Source organism: Pantoea sp. Ft-CA_14, assembly GCF_024520875.1.
GTDB classification, from domain to species: domain Bacteria; phylum Pseudomonadota; class Gammaproteobacteria; order Enterobacterales; family Enterobacteriaceae; genus Pantoea; species Pantoea agglomerans.
The window spans coordinates 19,463-39,315 of the sequence record NZ_JALNPM010000003.1 but is presented as its reverse complement, the minus strand read 5'-3'; the positions used below and the strand labels follow the sequence as shown (position 1 = coordinate 39,315).

The 19,853-nt window shown below is 49.7% G+C and carries 24 protein-coding genes and 2 pseudogenes; 12 read left to right on the top strand and 14 right to left on the bottom strand.

The features are described from left to right. Positions 1–110: 110 nt before the first annotated feature. Positions 111–767 (top strand): tellurite resistance TerB family protein, encoded by a 657-nt coding sequence (locus NR195_RS06035; protein WP_010258682.1) that lies wholly within the window; start codon positions 111–113, stop codon positions 765–767. Between the two features lie 126 nt (positions 768–893). Then, positions 894–2,957, top strand: coding sequence for a prolyl oligopeptidase family serine peptidase (locus NR195_RS06030; protein ID WP_256844291.1), 2,064 nt, complete (start codon positions 894–896; stop codon positions 2,955–2,957). Here the strand turns inward: NR195_RS06030 and exoX are convergent. Together exoX and NR195_RS06020 are read right to left on the bottom strand one after the other, a co-directional pair. Beyond that, positions 2,951–3,622, bottom strand: a complete 672-nt coding sequence (gene exoX, locus NR195_RS06025) for an exodeoxyribonuclease X (protein ID WP_022625523.1) — start codon at positions 3,620–3,622, stop codon at positions 2,951–2,953. The two genes, NR195_RS06030 and exoX, sit on opposite strands and share 7 nt — an antisense overlap. Continuing rightward, positions 3,619–3,852, bottom strand: coding sequence for a DNA polymerase III subunit theta (locus tag NR195_RS06020; RefSeq protein ID WP_256844290.1), 234 nt, complete (start codon positions 3,850–3,852; stop codon positions 3,619–3,621). Before NR195_RS06020 ends, exoX begins: the two co-directional genes overlap by 4 nt. Before the next feature lie 151 nt (positions 3,853–4,003). Between NR195_RS06020 and copC the strand changes: the two genes are divergently transcribed. The 5 genes from copC (at position 4,004) to NR195_RS05995 (ending at position 7,338) form a co-directional block, all read left to right on the top strand. After that, the gene (gene copC / locus NR195_RS06015; RefSeq protein ID WP_022625524.1) at positions 4,004–4,381 is read left to right on the top strand and encodes a copper homeostasis periplasmic binding protein CopC; all 378 of its coding nucleotides are present in this window, start codon (positions 4,004–4,006) and stop codon (positions 4,379–4,381) included. Positions 4,382–4,386: 5 nt separating this feature from the next. Next, entirely contained in the window at positions 4,387–5,262 is an 876-nt protein-coding gene (copD, locus tag NR195_RS06010) for a copper homeostasis membrane protein CopD (RefSeq protein ID WP_256844289.1), read from the top strand. Positions 5,263–5,290: 28 nt separating this feature from the next. After that, on the top strand, positions 5,291–5,638 hold the full coding sequence (locus tag NR195_RS06005; protein ID WP_010258700.1) for a YebY family protein: 348 nt from the start codon (positions 5,291–5,293) through the stop codon (positions 5,636–5,638). A gap of 491 nt (positions 5,639–6,129) precedes the next feature. Further along, positions 6,130–6,876 carry a hypothetical protein gene (locus tag NR195_RS06000; protein WP_223565383.1) on the top strand — a complete coding sequence of 249 codons (747 nt, stop codon included), beginning with the start codon at positions 6,130–6,132 and terminating at the stop codon, positions 6,874–6,876. Between the two features lie 21 nt (positions 6,877–6,897). Beyond that, on the top strand, positions 6,898–7,338 hold the full coding sequence (locus NR195_RS05995; RefSeq protein WP_256844288.1) for a hypothetical protein: 441 nt from the start codon (positions 6,898–6,900) through the stop codon (positions 7,336–7,338). A gap of 53 nt (positions 7,339–7,391) precedes the next feature. Here NR195_RS05995 and NR195_RS05990 read toward each other — a convergent pair whose 3' ends face one another. After that, positions 7,392–7,457, bottom strand: coding sequence for a hypothetical protein (locus tag NR195_RS05990; RefSeq protein ID WP_235188721.1), 66 nt, complete (start codon positions 7,455–7,457; stop codon positions 7,392–7,394). 427 nt (positions 7,458–7,884) lie between these two features. Next, positions 7,885–8,473: pseudogene (locus NR195_RS05980) on the bottom strand (phage baseplate assembly protein V). Positions 8,474–8,578: 105 nt separating this feature from the next. On the opposite strand from NR195_RS05980, the gene NR195_RS05975 reads away from it, so the two are divergent. Next, positions 8,579–9,805, top strand: coding sequence for a DUF3644 domain-containing protein (locus NR195_RS05975; RefSeq protein WP_256844287.1), 1,227 nt, complete (start codon positions 8,579–8,581; stop codon positions 9,803–9,805). A 4-nt stretch (positions 9,806–9,809) separates the two neighbouring features. Here the strand turns inward: NR195_RS05975 and NR195_RS05970 are convergent, their stop codons facing one another. Next, a complete protein-coding gene (locus tag NR195_RS05970; RefSeq protein WP_256844384.1) occupies positions 9,810–10,169 on the bottom strand; it encodes a phage virion morphogenesis protein in 360 nt (119 codons plus the stop codon). A 192-nt stretch (positions 10,170–10,361) separates the two neighbouring features. On the opposite strand from NR195_RS05970, the pseudogene NR195_RS05965 reads away from it, so the two are divergent. Next, positions 10,362–11,389, top strand: a pseudogene (locus NR195_RS05965) (phage portal protein). A gap of 28 nt (positions 11,390–11,417) precedes the next feature. On the opposite strand, the gene NR195_RS05960 reads toward NR195_RS05965, so the two are convergent. The 4 genes from NR195_RS05960 to NR195_RS05945 form a co-directional block, all read right to left on the bottom strand. Further along, a complete protein-coding gene (locus NR195_RS05960) occupies positions 11,418–12,431 on the bottom strand; it encodes a hypothetical protein (RefSeq protein WP_256844286.1) in 1,014 nt (337 codons plus the stop codon). A gap of 563 nt (positions 12,432–12,994) precedes the next feature. Beyond that, complete coding sequence (locus tag NR195_RS05955) at positions 12,995–13,174, bottom strand: hypothetical protein (protein WP_256844388.1); 180 nt, start codon at positions 13,172–13,174, stop codon at positions 12,995–12,997. A gap of 619 nt (positions 13,175–13,793) precedes the next feature. Further along, positions 13,794–14,093: a DUF1493 family protein gene (locus NR195_RS05950; RefSeq protein ID WP_033771984.1), complete on the bottom strand. Its 300-nt coding sequence runs from the start codon at positions 14,091–14,093 to the stop codon at positions 13,794–13,796. Next, the gene (locus NR195_RS05945) at positions 14,087–14,545 is read right to left on the bottom strand and encodes an STM2901 family protein (protein WP_256844285.1); all 459 of its coding nucleotides are present in this window, start codon (positions 14,543–14,545) and stop codon (positions 14,087–14,089) included. The genes NR195_RS05950 and NR195_RS05945 overlap by 7 nt, the downstream gene beginning before the upstream one ends. A 25-nt stretch (positions 14,546–14,570) precedes the next feature. Here NR195_RS05945 and NR195_RS05940 point away from each other — a divergent pair, with 25 nt between their 5' ends. The 3 genes from NR195_RS05940 (at position 14,571) to NR195_RS05930 (ending at position 16,883) form a co-directional block, all read left to right on the top strand. Further along, on the top strand, positions 14,571–14,879 hold the full coding sequence (locus NR195_RS05940) for a hypothetical protein (protein ID WP_256844284.1): 309 nt from the start codon (positions 14,571–14,573) through the stop codon (positions 14,877–14,879). Positions 14,880–15,509: 630 nt separating this feature from the next. Beyond that, a complete protein-coding gene (adhP, locus tag NR195_RS05935; RefSeq protein WP_010258714.1) occupies positions 15,510–16,532 on the top strand; it encodes an alcohol dehydrogenase AdhP in 1,023 nt (340 codons plus the stop codon). A gap of 213 nt (positions 16,533–16,745) precedes the next feature. Continuing rightward, positions 16,746–16,883: a hypothetical protein gene (locus NR195_RS05930; RefSeq protein ID WP_010258717.1), complete on the top strand. Its 138-nt coding sequence runs from the start codon at positions 16,746–16,748 to the stop codon at positions 16,881–16,883. Between the two features lie 97 nt (positions 16,884–16,980). On the opposite strand, the gene NR195_RS05925 is transcribed toward NR195_RS05930, so the two are convergent. The 5 genes from NR195_RS05925 to mdtJ all read right to left on the bottom strand — a co-directional run bounded on the left by NR195_RS05925 (position 16,981) and on the right by mdtJ (position 19,690). Continuing rightward, positions 16,981–17,166, bottom strand: coding sequence for a hypothetical protein (locus NR195_RS05925; RefSeq protein ID WP_256844283.1), 186 nt, complete (start codon positions 17,164–17,166; stop codon positions 16,981–16,983). Between the two features lie 102 nt (positions 17,167–17,268). Continuing rightward, the gene (locus NR195_RS05920) at positions 17,269–17,529 is read right to left on the bottom strand and encodes a hypothetical protein (RefSeq protein ID WP_010258727.1); all 261 of its coding nucleotides are present in this window, start codon (positions 17,527–17,529) and stop codon (positions 17,269–17,271) included. A gap of 151 nt (positions 17,530–17,680) precedes the next feature. Continuing rightward, entirely contained in the window at positions 17,681–18,823 is a 1,143-nt protein-coding gene (locus NR195_RS05915) for an acyltransferase (RefSeq protein ID WP_010258734.1), read from the bottom strand. A gap of 200 nt (positions 18,824–19,023) precedes the next feature. After that, positions 19,024–19,353, bottom strand: coding sequence for a multidrug/spermidine efflux SMR transporter subunit MdtI (mdtI, locus tag NR195_RS05910; protein WP_010258739.1), 330 nt, complete (start codon positions 19,351–19,353; stop codon positions 19,024–19,026). Further along, positions 19,340–19,690, bottom strand: coding sequence for a multidrug/spermidine efflux SMR transporter subunit MdtJ (mdtJ, locus tag NR195_RS05905; RefSeq protein ID WP_010258741.1), 351 nt, complete (start codon positions 19,688–19,690; stop codon positions 19,340–19,342). The genes mdtI and mdtJ overlap by 14 nt, the downstream gene beginning before the upstream one ends. Positions 19,691–19,853: the final 163 nt, after the last annotated feature.

Below are 19,853 nucleotides of genomic sequence, written 5' to 3'. Positions count from 1 at the left end.
CTCATCTTTCGTCCATCTGACACAACCGTTTGCCTTACTTTTCCCGCTCTGACGTTTCCTGACATCCTTTTCGTCAGGATAGCGGACTGACATCTTAAAAGGAGTGGATGATGAATAACTGGTTGCAACAAATTCAGTCGGTACTGACGAAGAAGGGCGGTGAGGGCAAATCGGGCGGCGGCTTAAGCGACATGCTGGCGCCGGGTGCGCTGGGCGGCCTGGCCGGTATGCTGATTGCCAGTAAATCGTCGCGAAAACTGCTGACAAAATATGGCGGCAAGGCGCTGATTATCGGTGGCGGTGCGGCTGCGGGCGCGGTGTTATGGAACAAATACAAGCAGCGGGTCAGCGAAGCGCACCAGAATGAACCTGACTTTGGCGTGGCGCAAACGCCGGTTAACCTGCGGGCTGAGCGTCTGGTGACGGCGCTGGTGTTTGCCGCCAAAAGCGACGGGCACATTGACGACCAGGAACGGGCAGCGATTGAGCAGAATATTCATCAGTCCGGCTACGGTCAGGAAGCGGAACAGCTGATCCAGAAAGCGATGAACCGCCCGCTGGATCCGCAGTGGCTGGCCGCCGATGTGAAAAACGAGGAGGAGGCGCTGGAGCTCTACTTCCTGAGCTGTGCCGCCATCGACGTTGATCACTTCATGGAGCGCAGCTATCTCTCCGCGCTGGGCGACGCGCTGAAAATCCCTCAGGATGTTCGCGACGGCATCCAGCAGGATCTTGAGGCTGAGAAAGCCCGTTTACCCGCCAGTTAATCCCTCTGATATTCCGCTGGCGGGTCACAGGATGTGATCCGCCAGCGGCTGCTTCTCAACCTATACCTGGCTTCCCGCTGCTGAAGTGTTACGCTTACAGATCATTACGTTCACGGAGACGGATGGATGAAAGCACCCATCGCAAAAAAAATACCCCACGAGATGACGCTGCACGGCGAGACGCGCGTTGACGACTACTACTGGCTGCGCGACGACAAGCGCGAAAACAGCGAGGTCCTTGATTACCTGCGTGCCGAAAACAACTACGGCAAAAAAATCATGTCGTCACAGCAGCCACTGCAGGACCGGGTATTAAAAGAGATTATCGATCGGCTGCCGCCTGAAGATCACTCAGTGCCCTATGTGAAAAATGGCTACCGTTATCAGAGCCGCTACCAGAGCGGTAACGAATACCCGGCCTATTACCGCCAGCCCGCCGCGAGCGATGAGTCTGGCGAGTGGAGCCTGCTGCTGGATGCCAACCAGCGCGCCTCGCACAGTGATTTCTACACCATGGGCGCGCTGCATATCAGTCCGGATAACCGGGTCATGGCGCTGGCTGAAGATTTCCTGTCTCGCCGGCAATATGGCATCCGCTTTCGTAACCTGGAGAGTGGCAGCTGGTATCCTGAAGTGCTGAGCAACGCCTCTTCCAGCTTCGCGTGGGGTAATGACTCGCGCACCCTCTACTATGTGCGAAAACACCCGCAGACGCTGCTTTCTTATCAGGTGTGGCGACACGAACTGGGCACGCCGCAGTTCGACGACCAGCTGGTCTATGAAGAGCAGGATGACACATATCATCTTAGCGTACATAAGACCACCTCCAAGCAGTTCATCATGATTGCCCTCTACAGCACCAACACCAGCGAAATTCAGCTGATTGATGCGAACTTCCCCGACGCGCAGCCCCATGTGTTTCTGCCGCGCCGCCGCGATCATGAGTACAGCATCGACCACTATGATCATCAGTTCTTCATTCGATCCAACCGGGAAGGCGAAAACTTCGGGCTGTACCGCAGCCGCTATCTGGACGAGTCACGCTGGGAAACCCTGATCCCGGCACGTGAACAGGTAGTGATGGAAGATTTTCAGCTGTTTCGGGACTGGCTGGTGGTCGAGGAGCGCCAGCGCGGCCTAACCAGCCTGCGGCAGATCAACTGGGCCAGCGGTGAAACCAGCGGCATCGCCTTTGACGATCCGACCTATGTGACCTGGCTGGCCTACAATCCGACGCCGCGCACCAGCAAACTGCGCTACGGCTATTCGTCGATGACCACGCCGACCACGCTGTTTGAGCTGGATATGGATACCGGCGAACGCCGCATCCTGAAGCAGAGCGCGGTGAAAGGCTTTAACGCAGAAGATTACAAAAGCGAACATCACTGGATCAAAGTCAGCGATGGCACCGAAGTGCCGGTATCGCTGGTCTATCACCGCAAACACTATCAGCCCGGGCAGAATCCGATGCTGGTGTATGGCTACGGTGCCTACGGCAGCAGTATGGATGCCGATTTCAGCGTCAGCCGCCTGAGCCTGCTGGATCGCGGATTTGTCTATGCGCTGATACAGGTGCGCGGCGGCGGTGAGCTGGGGCAGCAATGGTATGACGGCGGTCGCCTGCTGAACAAAATGAACAGCTTCACCGATTTTATCGATGTCACTAACGCGCTGGTGGCGCGTGGCATCGGACACCCGGAACGACTCTATGCCATGGGTGGCAGCGCGGGTGGCTTACTCATGGGCGGGGTGATTAACCTGGCACCGCAGCGGTTCCACGGCGTGGTTGCCCAGGTGCCGTTTGTGGATGTGGTCACCACGATGCTGGATGAGTCGATTCCGCTGACCACCGGCGAGTATGACGAGTGGGGCAACCCCAACGATCCGGAGTACTATCGCTATATCCGCCAGTACAGCCCTTATGACAACATCGAGGCGAAAGCCTATCCCCACCTGCTGGTCACCACCGGCCTGCATGATTCGCAGGTGCAGTACTGGGAACCAGCCAAGTGGGTGGCGAAGCTGAGATCGATGAAAACCGACAATAACCTGCTGCTGCTCTGCACCGACATGGATGCGGGTCACGGCGGCAAGTCGGGGCGCTACAAAGCCTATGAAGGGATCGCGATGGAATACACCTTCCTGCTGGGACTGGCGCAGGGCAACTTACCGCCAGCCCAGGATTACTGAGATTCGGTCAGGTACTTACGCAGCGCCTGCCGCAATGGCGGGCGCAGATCGCTGACGTTATCCAGCATCCACTTCAGATAGCCCGGATCCTTGCGCGCAACGACCGCGATCGCCTGGCCGCGGTATTTGCCAAACGGCAGAACGTCGTCGCGCTGGGCCGCAGGTTGTGACCGCACAATCATCTCGGAGGCACTCCAGCCGGAGGTCTCCATAATACGAATCAGCAGTGCTGCCGTAACATAGCAGTCATAGAGCGCGCGGTGAGCATGCAGGTCGGCGGGCGGCGTGACATCCAGCTTCAGCGAATGACGCAGTGCCTGGTTGCCATATTTAATGCCCGGCCAGAGCTGACGCGCCAGCTGCATGGTGCAGATCCACTCTCCGTACATCTCCGGCAGCATCCGGCGATCAAAACTGGCGTTGTGCGCCACGTAAAAAGCACTGCCGTGATAGCGAGGGATCGCCTCTTCAATGGTCGGCTTACCGGCGACCATCGCTTCGGTGATGCGATGCACGGCCATCGCCTGACGGCTGATAGGGCGGTCGGGCAGGGTGAGATCGCTCATCGGATTCACAATCTGGCCGTTGACCACATCCACGGACGCCACTTCGACTACGCCACCCTGCAGGCCGCAGGTTTCGGTATCAATAACGCGAAATATCATTGCTTCATCTTCGGTTCATAAGGAAGGCGCGACAGGCTGAGCGAGGCCTGGCGGTAGTGCATCAGACGCTGACGAAACCAGTCAAGCAGCGCTTCGGGCTGCTCCTGCGCCACCATTTCGGCGACGATCGGCATGTTATAGCGCTCTTTAAACGCCACACCTGCTGCCGCCAAATCGACATTAATCTTGTCTTTCTCTTCCTGGGACAGCAGGGCAAGGTTATGGCTCATAATATTCTCCTGACGATAGCGGGCAAAAGTAATGTTTTCGGCGGTCTGAATCAAGGATAAAGGATCGCATCGCTGGCCTCGACAGTGCAAATACAGCAGCGTATCCTTTTGCCACGTTTATCGCCCTGGCGGTGGTTAAAAGGATGATCTTATGCATAAAAAACTGATTTCCCGCATGGTTATTGCGCTGGCGGCAGCCGGACTGATGACATTCAGTTCGCTGGCAGCGGCGCATGCGCATCTCCAGTCTTCTATCCCGGCGGCCAAAGCGCAGGTAATGACATCCACCGATGCGCTGACGCTGAACTTCAGTGAAGATATTGAAGCGGCATTCAGCGGCGTCACGCTGCTGGATAGTGCACAGAAGCCCGTCGCCACCGCTAAAGCCCGCGTTGAATCTGGCCAGAAAAACCGGCTGATTGTGGGCCTGTCTCAGCCGCTGCAAGCGGGCAGCTATCAGGTTAACTGGCATGTGCTGTCGGTGGATGGACATAAAACCGCAGGAAGCTATCGCTTTAGCGTGAAGTAACTCCGGTGACCACCCTCTGGATCCTGTTACGCGCGCTGCATTTTGCCGCCGTGATGCTGCTGACCGGCAGCGCCTGTTACAGTGCGCTGCTGGCACCCGGACGCTATCGACCACTACTGGCGCGACGATTAAACCCGCTGGTGAAAGGGAGCGCCTGGCTGGCGCTGCTGAGTGCGCTGGCGATGCTGGCCTGCCAGAATGTGTTGATGAGCGGCGACAGCGCCAATCTGGCCGATGTCGATATCTGGCTGGCGGTGATTGGCACGCACTTCGGTGGCGTGTGGCTGTGGGAAATCCTGTTTAGCCTGCTGGCCGTTGCCGGTTTGTTACTGACCGGGCGGCTGCGTCATCAGGTGTTACTGCTGGCGGGCGTGCTGCAACTGGCCTGCATGGCTCTGATTGGTCATGCCGCGATGCGCGATGGCTGGCCGGGATTGTTTCAGCAGCTCAATCATGCACTGCATCTGATTGCCGCGGCGTTTTGGACGGGCGGATTACTGCCTCTGTTGCTGTTGATGCGGGAGGCGCGCCAGATCGATCGCCGCACCGACGCTATCCGTACCATGATGCGCTTTTCGCGCTACGGTCATCTGGCGGTGGCGTTAACGCTGCTGAGCGGCCTGATAAACAGCGTGATGATCGCGGGCTGGCCGCTGACGTGGCACTATTCACGCTACATTGTATTGTTGCTGTGTAAAGTGCTGCTGGTTGCCCTGATGGTGCTGGTGGCGCTGATTAACCGATACTGGCTGGTGCCGCGATTCCGCCTGGCGGGCAGCGGGACGCAGCAAAAATTTATTCGCATGACGCAGCTTGAACTGCTGCTGGCGTGTGGAGTGGTTGGGCTGGTCAGCGTATTTGCCACGCTGTCGCCAGCCTGAATGTGGTTTAAGAGAGAAAAGGGTAGTTATGTTGCTGAAGAAAGTGATCCCCGCAATCCTGTTGTTATCCGTATGCGGCCAGGCGCTGGCGGCACAAATCATTACCGTCAGCCGCTTTGAGATCGGTAAAGAGAAGTGGCCGTTTAACCGTGAAGAGGTGATGCTGACCTGTGAGAAAGATGGTGCGATGTTTGCCATCAACCCGAGCACGCTGATGACATACCCCCTGAACGATATCGCCGACACACTGTTCAAAAACAAACAGGTGAAAGCGCAGCCGATCAGCGTGATTCAGGTTGAAGATAAAGCGCATCCGGGCCAGATGATGAGTCTGCAGCCGATTGTTGAGCGCACCCAGGCGCTGTGCGGTAAATAAACCTGTCGGGTGCAGCATCGCGCTGCGCCCAACCCCTCTTTTTTGCCGTTGCGATCACAAACTGATCCGGTTTATGGTCCTGCGCCTCCCGTTTGCTGGCAATTCCACCGCGCTGTTCTAATGTTAAATGGCAAGGCGACATCGCCTTCATAAATGCCAACTTTTAGCGCACGGCTCCTTGAGAGCCATTTCCCTGGACCGAATATAGGAATCGTATTCGGTCTTTTTTTGTCAGATGCCGCCCATCAGTTAATGATTTTCAATCAATAACTTAGTCTTTTTCCGTTGTGTTCTTCTCCACTCTTCTGCAAGACGCCATTCCATTATGTCATTGCCATTTTTCCTATTCATATAAGTTACAACCCTGCTTTATTACCTCTCAATGAAAGGGACACCGTGGCCATAATCTGCCACCTGTTTTACTCATGGTTGAGGCCCTGCCAGGAGCATCAGGTATAGGCTGTGCAGCCCGTGCGAGAGAAGTTTGCTGAGTGAACGGCGTTGCAGTACTCGGTAATGACCGCTCTACTATCCTGTGGCACTCTATTAAGTCACATGAAAATGAGGGAACGATAATGAACGCAGGGAATGCAATCACAGAACCTGGCAGATATTACACATTTCAGTCACCACTATCGGGCAACGTATTTTTTGAATTGAGACCACGTGTGCTGCCACGAAACGCACAGCCGGTGCTGGATGAGTCCAGCGGCATGTGCATTGGTTATTCTGTGGCTCAGGCTCCCGGTCTGTGGCAGATATACGATGTGCAGGGGCATTTTGTTCGACTTGAAGAGGCACCTCTCGAAACGCCACTGATTGATCCTACAGACATAGCGCTTCTTGCGTTTGGTGTATTTCGAATTTTCCGCGCTGGCCGCGCATTATTGGAGGCTGGTACACGAGCTGCTATAAGTGCCAGACTCAGCCAGGCAACAATAATGTTCCTGCGTGCCAGGTTAAAAACGGGTTTATCGGCGTGTAACCTGAAAATGACCGAAACAGCGGCGAGGCACATGTATGAGCCGGGTCGCTATGTTCCGTTACATATTCAGGAAAGAGCTATCCGCTATGGCAGACGCATGGCCGATCCTCGCAACGGAGAGGGTATGTATCGTTATGAAACGGAAATGTATAAATTACACCGTAAGAAAAATATCACTGAGTATAAGAAGTACACTCTTGAAGTTGTGGTAAGGGTATCAGATTGGACGATAACTCATTTTAAGTATTTTTGATTAACCGACAGGAACGTACATATGTTTGATATCAGAGATGAAGAATTCGTTTTTGCGGTGTCGCCTTTTGAACGGGTTGTCGATAACGAAGTCGATCCGGTTAATCATCACTGGGATTGGATACAGTCCTGGATAGAATTCTCGGTAAGCGGCCTGAAGGTGGCGTTTAAGACTAAGTTCACTGTTGGAGAGTTGAAAATGTTGAAGAAAGAATTTTCAGCTTTTCATCAGGCGATAATTGCTCAGCAAAAGTTAAAGTCGTTTAAATATCAGAGCGATATTCATCAGCTTGATATGATACTGACAAATGAAAATACTATTGATAGCGTTACTATTGATTTTATCCTTCGACCGGAGCCTCATGCCGACAGCGTTCAGGTTAAAGGCAGCTTTGGCCTTGATGAAAGCTATTTCCCCGACATTCTGAAGAGGCTGGATGAAATGATTCAATGGCAGAATTAAACATTTTTCCATTGAAAAGTTTTAACTGAAAAATTCGGGCGTAAAATGGATTTTTATTCAGGTTTTTCCGTCCATGCAATATTCGATGCGGCAGTATCAAGTACCTGTACTGCCTGCATGTAGTTCATCCATGCCGTAAGCGATGCCTCCCAAGGTCAGCGTGTAACCCGTGCAGTAAGCGGTCTGCGTTTGTCGAGCACCACGTCAGCGGAAGGCTTGATAAGGTTGACTCGCTGCACGCTCTAAACGTTTATGGCGGCATAGAGCGCAGACAGGCGAATGGTCGCGGCCAAGTCCTTTTTGCGCGATAACGTATGCGGTGAGCTTCGCCTCAAAGGCACCCTATAGTTAACCGACATAATCTGCAGGCGCAGCTCCTCGTATTACGGCTGGTCAATCAGTGTGGATAAAGAGAACCATACTGGCGGTGCATCACTCTGGTGGCGACAGGAGGCAGCAGAATGTCACGCACAGATTGCCTGATGTGATGGAGGCCAGTCAAAGTGCTACCGGTTTCCCTGTCCATCCCAATATATTTTACGGTTGTCATACTGGCGCTCCCGTTTTCCCACCGCTGTCGCCCGGTTGGATATGCGAATGCAGCACCTTGCCTTTTGAGGAAAGATTGCCGCCGGTATGCACAACGCCGCCTTTCATCGTGCCGCCCTGGGTGACTTCCAGCTGTGCAGTATTAAGCAGCGCTGTGCATTCAGCTTCTGGCGAGTCGAACAGGATTTTACCGCTGCTTTATTGGGAGCCGTCTGTATATCGGTTGCGGTCAGAGCACCGGTTTCCGGCTCGTACTCGATCACCACGCCGTCGAGAAATCACCAGTGCAGCGCATCGGCCGAGGCAGACAGAGCAGGGTTGTCATCTGAGAAATGCCCGGAAGTACTAAACCGGTATCGAGTTCGCCGCCCAGACAGAGAACAAGCACCTGCTCACCCACTGACTGCGCATTTCAAGAACGGCTTTTACCCGCGAGGGTGCTCAGCCAGAGCAGCCAGTTGGTTGTGTTTTTTCCTGTATCGACGGGGCATAACTCGCCGTCGAGATTGACGGCCGAAACGGTTGCTATGCGGATCAGGTTGCGCAGCAGGCGCTGAATTTCGGAAATTTGATCGAATGAGTTCATGTGAGTAGGATGAAACTGTTTGCAAACAATGACTACCCAACGCTGTTTGTTTAGCAATGAGCGTACATTTTTTTAAATTCAATAAGAGATATGGGATAACAGCATATGGAAACGAAGCTAAACCCTTCCAGTTTCAATAAAAATCAAAAGATAGAACTTGCTTTCAATTTTTTTTCAGAGAAAAAACTTTCCAAGCAATTCTTCACAGTAGATGAGATCGCTAACAAAACCGGTTGGGGTCAAAGTACCGTTAAAACTTACCTATCAAAAAAATGGTCAACATTTATAATAAAAGAAAATAATGAATTATTCGTCTCTCCAAAGTTTGATTCTTTTAATTTGTCGTCTTTTATTAAACATCATAGCCAGAATGAAAATACACCCAAGACTTTTTATGAAAGCATTTTAGAAAAGTCAATTTCCGCATGCATTACAGCAATTGAGGTTTATAACAAACCAGATTTTAAATTCAGAGAAGAGAGCTTTTCAATCCTGATGATAAACGCGTGGGAGTTACTACTAAAGGCGAAGATTCTATCACTAAATGGAGATGATAAAAGTTCAATTTACTTGAAGTCTAAGGGGTCGGTTGAAGTATCTGAGTCAGGTTCACCTAAAACTATAAGCATATCCAAAGCAATAAATGTTTTATCAGCTAATGGATGCCTTAAAAAGATTGTTGAAGACAATATTAAGTTATTAATTGAAATTCGCGACCATTCAGTTCATTTCATCCATGAAGATATGTCACTTAGCACAAAAATACAATGTATAGGAACAGCATCTTTAAAAAACTATATGACATTATCTATTGATTGGTTTGATTATGACTTTAGAAAGTATAATTTTTTCCTAATGCCAGTCTCTCTTTACCATCTTAGTGATATTGAGAGTTTTAGCGTGTTAAATCACTCGGCTGATAATCTGAAATCCTATTTGGAGAAAATGGAAGAGTCTCACAAGGATGATGCAGATCCAAACTTTAGCATTTCTTTGCGCCTCTCAACTAAATTGATAAAAACATCATCAGATGAAGCCATCGAATTTATGATGACTAATGATTCTAAAGCTACACCAATAACCTTTACAGAAGAGGATATGTTGAAAAGATATCCTCTCACATATGATGCACTTACTCAAAAATTAAGTTCAAGATATAGTGATTTCTTAAGGAATGCAAAATTCCATGAATTGCACCGGCAAATAAAAAACTCAGGTGAAAAATACTGCCGAGAAAGAAGGTTAGAACCCTCAAATCCAAATAGTATTTTTAAGTTTTTCTATAGTGAATCCGTACTGAATTTTATGGATGCACATTATACAAGAAAGTGAACGTTCATATTGAAAGAAACTCCATGAGGCAGTTAATTATTGCCTCATAATCATCATTTTTAAGACCTAGTAACAGCCGCGATTCATACTGTACCCCTTTACCTTTACACGATGGCCGGACGCGCTGCCCGTAATGCACACGGGCCATGCGCTGCACGTTACCCGCAAACTCGATCAAAGCCTCATTCGGGCTGGCCTGCGTCTTCATGTATTTAGCCGTGCGCAGCTTTGCGAACAGCTCGCGCCTTATGCGGCCCTTTTTGCTGCGCACCGGCTGCATTTTGCGGGGCTTAAACGGCGTGTCGTCAGGTGATTGCTGGCGCTTAATGTTCTGCTGCTGCCTCGCGCGCAGCTTGCGGCCAATGTTACGCGCTATTTGTTTACGTACCGGGGCTGACAGGCTGCTGATAAGCGCCTCGAGGGATCATTTATCAGCTGCAGGTCGCTGATGACTGCCACTCGCTGACCAGCTCATCGTGAACATTGAGCTGCAGCGGCCGCGCGTCACTCTCAGGCAGCGGATTCTCGCCGACGTGTGTTACGTGCATCGCGCTGTCTGCCTGCTTCACGATCACGCTCAGCTGCAGCTCAATTCAATACTGAAAATGCAAACGCACCTCAGCAGCACGCCGAGGCGTTTACCTTTGGCGATCCGACGGCGATCATGGATAAACGCGAGACACTCTGAATTATGCAGAGTGCATCGGTAACGGGCGCTGGTTTGAGCCGTCGGTCAGCTTTAGCGGGCTGGCTAAGAGCCTGCGCTCGGCCGTGCATCACAGCTCGCCGATTTACGTGAAGCGCAACATACTGGCCTCAACGTTTATCCCGCACCCGATGATGAGCCAGCAGAAGTTCAGCAATTTCGCGCTGGATTATCAGGTTTTCGGTAACGCCTTTGCCGAGCTGCGCCGCAATGGCCTAGGTAAGCCGCTACGCCTTGAAACCACCCCGGCCAAATTCACCCGCAGAGGCGTTAAAGATGGCGTTTACTGGTTTGTGAATGACTGGAAAAAGCCGCATGAATTTTCGGCCGGCAGTGTGTTTCACCTACTGGAGCCGGATATTAATCAGGAGCTGTATGGTCTGCCGGAATACCTCAGCGCGCTTAATTCTGCATGGCTGAATGGGGCAGCGACACTGTTCCGCCGCAAGTATTACCCGAACGGCGCACACGCCGGTTACATCTTGTATATGACCGACGCGGCGCAAAGCAGCAGCGACGTTGACCGGATGCGCCAGGCGATGCGCGACACGAAAGGGTTGGATAACTTCCGGAACCTGTTCATGTACGCGCCAAACGGAAAGCCGGACGGGATCAAGATTCTGCTGCTAAGCGAAGTCGCGACGAAAGACGATTTCTTTAACATCAAGAAAGCCAGCCGCGACGACCTGTTAAGCGCGCACCGGGTACCGCCGCAGATGATGGGAATTATCCCGGACAACTCCGGCGGATTTGGTGACGCGGTGAAAGCTTCTCAGGTATTTGTGCGTAACGAGTTAACTCCCTTACAGGAAAGGATGAAGGAAATAAATAATTGGATTGGATTGGAAATCATTTCATTTAAAGAATATGTTTTTTAAAGAAAAAGCCGCATTAGCGGCCATTCCCTTAAAACAATTTGTCTAATCTTGAAGATACAATACCAAGCATTATTGTAATTAATATATTTATAGCACTTTTAACTAAGGATTTCCTATTTCTATCCTTATATTCCTCATATAATCTTTCATCCCCTTTGTTGAGTATCACATACGAAGGAGCGACATAGTTATCAATAGCTCTTTCAATATTACCCCCAAAAGATCTAGCAATAGAAGGTATGATGAAGAAAGCACCAAACGATATGATCATGAACCTACTTATGGTTTCGATCGTAGAACTTTCACTAACATAAAGACTTATTGATTGATATGTATAAAACAAGATTAAAACTGTAAAAATAAATTTAATTGCTGAAGGTATAAAGTGACTTATAAACTGCAATCTCTGAATTAAGGGAACCTTTGAAGACACCCTTTTACAACCATCAGTCCACTCCTTGAAGGCTTCAACAAAGCCTCTGGCAATAATATAGTCAGCATATTCAACGGTCACTTCAGCTGCGTTAGTTATCATGAAGGTTATGAACTTCCCTCTCATGAATGGCGGTGCGTCATCTTCCATTTCTTTTTGCAATGCTATTTTTGAGTTTAACTTAACCGTAACTTCATAATGGTTGGGAACATCCATGGCAGGAGATAATTGTCTGCTGACTGGTAAAATCGCAAAGTTGTACTTAATTATAACGCTTAGAGTTGGGCTGGTACTTATACCTGTTGAGAGAAGAAATCTATCAAATGAAGTGAACTGTTCTTTTCGGTCATGAGAATGTAGAACTGTAATTGATACGTTCTTTGATATAACATTGTGCGTGCTGGAGATTTGCTCAATCTTATGATGGACTTGCTTAATTTCATCAAGGTCAATCAATAGATTATCAGCACATCTATGCTTAGTTTTTTCTGTTGTTCCTGTAATGTGCTGATATATCTGTTGGTACAATTGAATACTATTATCAATATCTCGTTTTGCGGGGACGCTAGCGGTCACACCATCATCTTCATTATCAATGATTACACTCATAGAAATCCCATAAAAGATAAATAAGCAATTTTTTATGACATTTACCATACTTATCATTTGCAGTAAATCTGTATCTTGATGACAAAAACCAAAAATTAATTATGCCTTTGATTTTGATGTACTTTTATTGGTTTTCTTCGATCGAGACTTTGAGGGGTACGATAGCCATTAGTCAAATCAAGCTAAAGTATGAACAACCAACTTTTCCATGCCTCTATCTTGTACGAATACCAACCTAACCAAGTGCTTTGAATCATCAATAGCACTTTAAGAAACAATTTTTAAACTCACGAATCTTAACGACAACGAACTGAAAATATTCGCCGCTGTGCATACATGTTTGCACCCCTCGCGCGCAATGCTATCCCCGCCACGCCTGCCCGCTTCATGCATCGCTTTTCATGCAGGTGCATGTGTTACCTCTGAACGCGCCAGCACCGGCTTCACACACGCTTAGCGATCCAATTTGGATCATGCGGATTCATGCAAGCATATGCACTTTGATGCAGAATCTAAAAGCCACCTGAAAGGTGGCTAGTGAATGGTAGGGAAGGGGCAATTAATCATTCAGCTTGGCGGTATATGGCAGCTTGGAAAACAGATGTGTCGATTGTCCCTGCCATGTCGCTTATCATCGACAGTGCCATTTTTAATTCATCTTCTTTGCAGTTTGCGATCAGTGATACGTCAACAATGAACTGGATGCGTGCAACCGTCTCGCTTAGATTATCTATGTCTATCAAATGATTAACTCCTGCTATTCAAAATATACTGTATGTATAATCAGTATCATGGCGTTTTGGAATCGTAAAGAATCGTGCGGCTCAGATTAGTCCGGCTGCCGTTTTATTAATCAGGCACAGGTATGCCGCTTTTTTTCGCAAGAGCATTAAATCTTTTTAAGGGAGTAGGATTCTTGTTCCGTCTATGGAACAGATAGCCGCTTGTACCGCTCCAGTAAGAAAGCTCCCCAACTTTGATGGTATGGCCCTTCATCATGCGCACAGCTTCACTGTCGGACGGTGCTAATCTTGAGATCTCAAAGAAACTCTTTTTCAACGCCTCCCGTTATATGTACTGACTTAGTTCAGAGTGATATTTGTCCGGCACCAACTGTTGCAGCGGTGACATCCCTCTTAATCGTTTAAAAATCCTTCTACGCTCGGCGCGAGTAGGGGGCTTTGTGAAATCGATAGCTGCTTCAGAGCCTGTTGGCTCCGTAGAGTTATTGACAGAACTCCGAGAGGACGCGGTCGCGTCCTTAAATTTAAAACCCAAATCTACGGCACGTTTTCCGCACTTGTCCTTTAAAAGTAGCCGCAACAAACTGAAGAGACAGACGCCTGCGTTTGCAGGCGTGAATTATTTACCCAACCAGCGTCCGGCCTGTGCAGACTCAATTAACAGACGAATAGTCAGCGGATCGTGCGGCGCATTGAAATCTTCCGGGAAATATTCGGCAAACGTGATAGTACTGGGACTAATGCCAAATGTTTCAGCATACCGCTCTAGCAATTCATACGCGTCAAGAGGATCCATGCGAAAGTCATTGTTCAGATCGGTATCCAGTTCAAGCTTATAGCGTCTGAACGTAAACAAACTTCTGCCGTTATAATCTTCAACCAGCGCAAATACAGCTTTCTCTATATCCTCGTTTACCATATCTTGTCTTCCTTATGAGCAAGAAGGTTATATTTTGCCGTAGTTTTCCAGCCAATTTCTGCCACATCAGCGGCCATAATTACCCAGCCTAAAACCGGGATTGTACGACCGACGAACGTCCCCAGCTTGTGAGTCATTAACATTTTAATTTGAAGAGGGTTTTTAGGGTTCTGTATCCACGTGGGTAATCTGAATGGAAGACGGTAATCCCGTAACAGCTTTCGAGAATAGACCGAAGCATAAGAGGTGCCTTTCCATGCTCCGTTTAGCTTACCGGATACGTCAATCGTATTTTGCCCCGAGTAAATCGCAACCAGAGCGATGATATCCTTTTTACCGCTGAAGTGCTCTGCAGTCACATCAATCATTACCCAGAAATAAAGCTCTCCTGCGGAAAGGTTAGTAAGCCCGCCATAGAAGTAAGTTCCGTTTAACTGCTCAGTTGTATCCATACCATTCCCTTAAATGGGTACTGTAATGGTCAAAACTGTATCACATCAATTCCGGTCACTGCCAGATGCTGGCTGGCGCTATCTGATGCATTTTGCGACTCTCAAATCCATAGTTGTCGCTCCGCTGTATCAAAAGATCACGATGCGCACGCTCGGGTCGTTGAACGCTGCACGATCTATGCATCTTATCCCTCAGCCCACAGTAGCTATCATCGCAATGGCGGATCAATGGATGCATGCTTTAACTGCAGTTTTACTAACGTTCATCTCATCATTGCTACTATGGCAGGATTTGGCAGCGAGAAGAAAAAGCAAAGAGTTTGTCAATATATAAAGGTCAACGCGCCTCATTACAGATATTTAGTTATTGCGAAACCAATGGGTTGATTTGTGAAAAAAGTAAATATAAGTTATGGGGTGCTCTATGGCTGAATTACAGGATGTTTACTTATGAAATCTTTAATTCATATAGGTTGTTGAAATTGAGGATAAAAATAAAAAAATATTGGGTGAAGCCTATGTATAACAGCGAAGGGAAAATTGCTGACGCCCTATATGAGATTCTGAATAAATGAAGCGTGCTATTTTATGGCTGATTCAGTCATTTTTCTATTTAGTTCCTGCTGCAGTTATTGTGGCTGGCGTGTATATCTTCATCTGCTTTGTTCCGCAGTATGCAGCACTTCTTAGTTTTGCCTGGGTTATCGTAGTTTCTTATGTGTATATTAAATTTAACCGATGGTATTGATAAAATCCTGACATATTAGTGAGCTTAAAATTTGAGTGGAAAAGCGAATGCAAAATAACCCTACTAGTTTAAGGTGTTCGGCCTTCACCCCAAAAACCCACCCCATTCACAAAAGCAGAAACAACCCGGCAACCTCGCACCCAAAGCTTACCTCTCATCTTGTCATCACCGCGGTTTGGCTTATCCTTAAGTCTTCAATCAAAAGGAGCATCGTTTATGAAAGCGGCAATTGCTAACAGTGAACACAAGGTTGAAGTGGTTGAGAAGACGCTACGTCCTCTCAAAACGGGCGAAGCACGGCTCAGGATGGAATGCTGTGGCGTATGCCATACCGATCTGCATGTGAAGAACGGGGATTTCGGTGATAAAACCGGCGTGACGCTGGGTCATGAAGGTATCGGTATTGTTGAGGAAGTCGCGCCAGATGTGACCTCACTTAAGCCAGGCGATCGTGCCAGCGTGGCATGGTTCTTTAAGGGCTGCGGTCACTGCCAATACTGCAACTCCGGTAACGAAACGCTCTGCAGAGAGGTCGTTAATGCCGGTTATACCGTCGATGGCGGTATGGCTGAAGAGTGTATCGTCGTTGCAGACTATTCGGTCAAAGTCCCCGACGGGCTTGATCCTTACGCCGCCAGTAGTGTCACCTGCGCCGGTGTCACCACCTATAAAGCGGTGAAAGTGTCCGAGGTAAAACCGGGTCAGTGGCTGGCGATTTACGGTCTTGGCGGGCTGGGAAACCTCGCTCTGCAATATGCGAAAAACGTCTTTAACGCCAAAGTGATCGCGGTTGATGTGAGCGATGGGCAACTGGCACTGGCGAAAGAGATGGGTGCCGACCTGGTCGTAAACTCGGCCAGCGAAGATGCGGCTCGCTTTATTCAGGAGCAAACCGGTGGGGCGCATGCGGCTGTGGTAACGGCGGTTGCCAAAGCAGCGTTTAACTCTGCTGTCGATGCGGTCAGGGCCGGTGGTCGGGTGGTGGCTGTCGGACTGCCGCCGGAAGCGATGAGCCTGAATATTCCGCGTCTGGTGCTCGATGGCATTCAGGTGGTGGGATCGCTGGTCGGGACGCGTAACGATCTGGCGGAAGCTTTCCAGTTTGCGGCAGAAGGGAAGGTGGTGCCGAAGGTGACCAAAAGGAAGATTGGTGAGGTCAATGCCATCTTCGATGAGATGATTCAGGGCAAGATCCGCGGCAGGATGGTAATCGACTTTAGCGGTCAGTCTGCTGAATAATCCGTGCTGATAATCGCAGAAGCCCGCGCCGTGCGGGCTTTTTTATGCCTGTAAGGCCAGTTCCCTCCCTCTGAATGCGTAAGAGCACATTCCGTTAAAGCATTAATAAGCGCGGCTTTATGTTTCATGATGTGATTTTCACTTGAACTTTACCGGTAACATTATAGTTTATGGGGTGAAGTCTGATTACACACATCTGAAGGAGGGTTATTTATGGCTAAGCATCACTTACTCAAATCCATTGAAATTGCAGCGATTGTGCTGTTTGTCCTGATACTGGCGTATCTGGCGGTTACCGGTCTGCTGTCATCAACTGGCGTTGATCACGCCTGGCCGTATCCCAGTAAGTAATTGAGTGCCGCACCAGGGAAATTATAAATAATATAAATAGATAACTGATCCTGATACAGGACATAAAAAACCCCGCAATCGCGAGGTTAATCAGAGTCTACACCAGGCTCACCGAAAGCAGAGTCAGCTCTTCGGTTTCGAGCAACAGGCTTTTTTTGGTTTCGAACATAAATGCTTCCAGCGCCTCCTCGACATCGTCGCCCTCGATAAAGGCGTGAGTCGTGACATGATTTTCACCTTTGGGCTTAATCACGTAAGAAACAAACCACTTCTTCTTTTGCATAATGCTTATCCTCTTCTGAATAGGTAAATGCCGCACACCGGCAATACTGAGCTTTCCCGCCAGCAGTTCAGCGGAACATGTACGGGTTCGGTCTGACAAAGACTAATCGAGCGGGGCCGGATGCAGCAGGTCGATCACGTCGTCAATTTCATTGCTGGCCGCATGACGATCAAGGGCAACCGCATAGTAGCGTCCCTTGCAGTAGTGCTTTGTTACCGCCACCCGATGGCCGGTATCGCTGTCAGCTTCACCGCCGGTCAGGGTCTGCAGGTGGGGCGGGATAACCAGCTCACTTTCGAGTTGTTCTGCTTCAATGATCACTGCGCCACCGTCGGTGGATAGCAGCAGATGCTGAATGCTCATGTTCTCTCCTCTGAGTCAGATTGCTAACCGGCAAAGTGTAGTTCACCTCAGCGGGTGTGCTGACTTCCGCTCAGGTGAGGCCATGTGAAGCGGCAATAAAAAAGCCCCGAAGTCAGGGGCTTTTAAGAAAGGGATGGCCTGCGTTAAAAACTCAGCTGGTCTGATCGGCCAGCTTCGGCTTCAGCACGCGCTTACCAATCTGAATGCCGGGCTTCTCAACATACTTATAGAGTAAAGAGGCCAGCGCATAGGTCACCGGGATAGCAGAGACGCAGACAATCAGGAAACGCATCATGTCGCTCTTAAACTCGATGTCGGTGTGATTGAGCAGCAGTGCAATCAGCGGGATTACAATCAGCAGATGCAGCAGGTAGACAGAAAACGACACGTCGCCCAGCCAGGTGCTGAGACGGTTGTTCAGCAGCTTACGCGGCAGAGCAATCAGCGTTGCCATCAGGCTGCCCTGCGGGTATTGCCACAGAATAGCCGTCATACCGACGATCATCAGCGCCTCCATAATCACCTGCAGCTTAATCGCGCCCAGGCCCATCGCCACGCTGGCAACCGGGCCGAGCAGCGCAAAAGCGACGTAGAGCAGGGATTTACGGCGAATCGCCTCGGCCAGCAGCATCCCCGACAGGAACATATTCAGCTTTATCAGGATCATTGAAGGCATCTCAAACGCCTCATAATAATCTGCCAGCACATACCGGCCAGCGCAGCAAAGCGCCATGATGCCAATCAGCGATGCGGCATAACCAAAGCGCAGCGTCACCAGCATGATGAACGGGAACAGCAGATAGAACTGCATCTCCAGCCCGATGCTCCAGTCAGGCAGCACAGTATTAAAACCATATTCGGGCAGCAGGCCGAACAGGAAACTGAAGTGGGTCAGGATGTTTGCCAGCGACTGGTCGTTGTAACGCGACGACTCAGTGGCGGTGCCGGAATAGAAATGAGCAATGGTGTCACGCATCTCGCCAAACCACGGGCCATAAATCAGGGCGATGATTAACAGCAGATAGTAGAGCGGGGCGATGCGGAAGAAGCGCCGGATCCAGAACTTCTTGATGGTCTCTGTGCTCTGCCACGGCTCTTTCTGCTGACGCTCGACGTAGTTTTTCGCCATCAGATAACCCGATAACAGAATAAACAGATCGACCCCGATGCCAGGGGATGAAATAAGCGTGATGTGGCAATGAACCAGTAAGCTGATATGGCCAACTAATACCCAGAGAGAAGCGATGCCGCGTAATCCCTCCAGCTCCGTAGACCAACCTCGTGTTGCAGACATAACTATTCCTCGTTTTTATCCGACCTTCGGCGCTCACTAAGCCTCAAGGCAACAGATATGTAAACGGGCCTTTACAAAAGTAAGAAGATTCCGAGCACAGGTGGGAGTGAAAAATCAACCGAAACAGGGCGGGAAAGCACAGGAAGTTAAGGGCGTGCAGTGGCACACCCTTAATCAATATCACTGATTGAGAGGGCCGATCAGGCCAGTTTTAACAGGATCATACCGGCCAGCAACAGGGTCAGGCCGGCCCAGCCTTTGCGGTTCAGCCGCTGGCCAAACAACACCCATCCGGCCGCGACAGTGGCGATAATCCCAAAACCGCCCCAGACCGCATAGGCGATCGAGAGATCGATACCTTTGACCGCCTGAGCGAGTGCGCTGAATGCGAGCAGGACACAGCAAAGTGAAAGCAGGCCGTACAGCGGTTTCTTAAACCCATCAGAATATTTAAGGAATATGTTGGCGGCAATTTCCAGCACGATAGCCAGCGCCAGCCAGGACGCATGAACAAGATCAGCGATGAGCATGATTAACCTCCGCTGATGATTGGGTGCCGGTTTTGATCAACACAATTCCGACGATCAGCGTCACCAGCCCACAGATTTTCAGCGCTGACAGCGTTTCACCAAACAGCTGCACGCTGAATAACGTAATCAGCATGATGCCGATACCTTCCCACAGCGCATAAGCCACGCCCAGGGCGATACGTTTAATGGCGAAACTCAGCAGAATATAAGAACAGGCAATCATGCCCAGCATCATCAGGTAGCCGGAATGGCTGCCATTGAGGCTGGACCATTTCATAAAAAGGGTACCAATAATTTCAGTAACAATAGCGAGTGATAATAAAACCCAGGCGCGCATGGGTGCTCTCCAGCAACGATAAAGGACGACCTGCAACAACGCACAATGTGCGGGCAGACTCAGAACAGTTCGAAGTGGTGAGGGGACTACAGGGCGTTACGCCAGTGCTGATCGGCGGCGTTCCAGCCAGAAAGGCAAGAGGGGGAATGCAGGGGGTTTGACA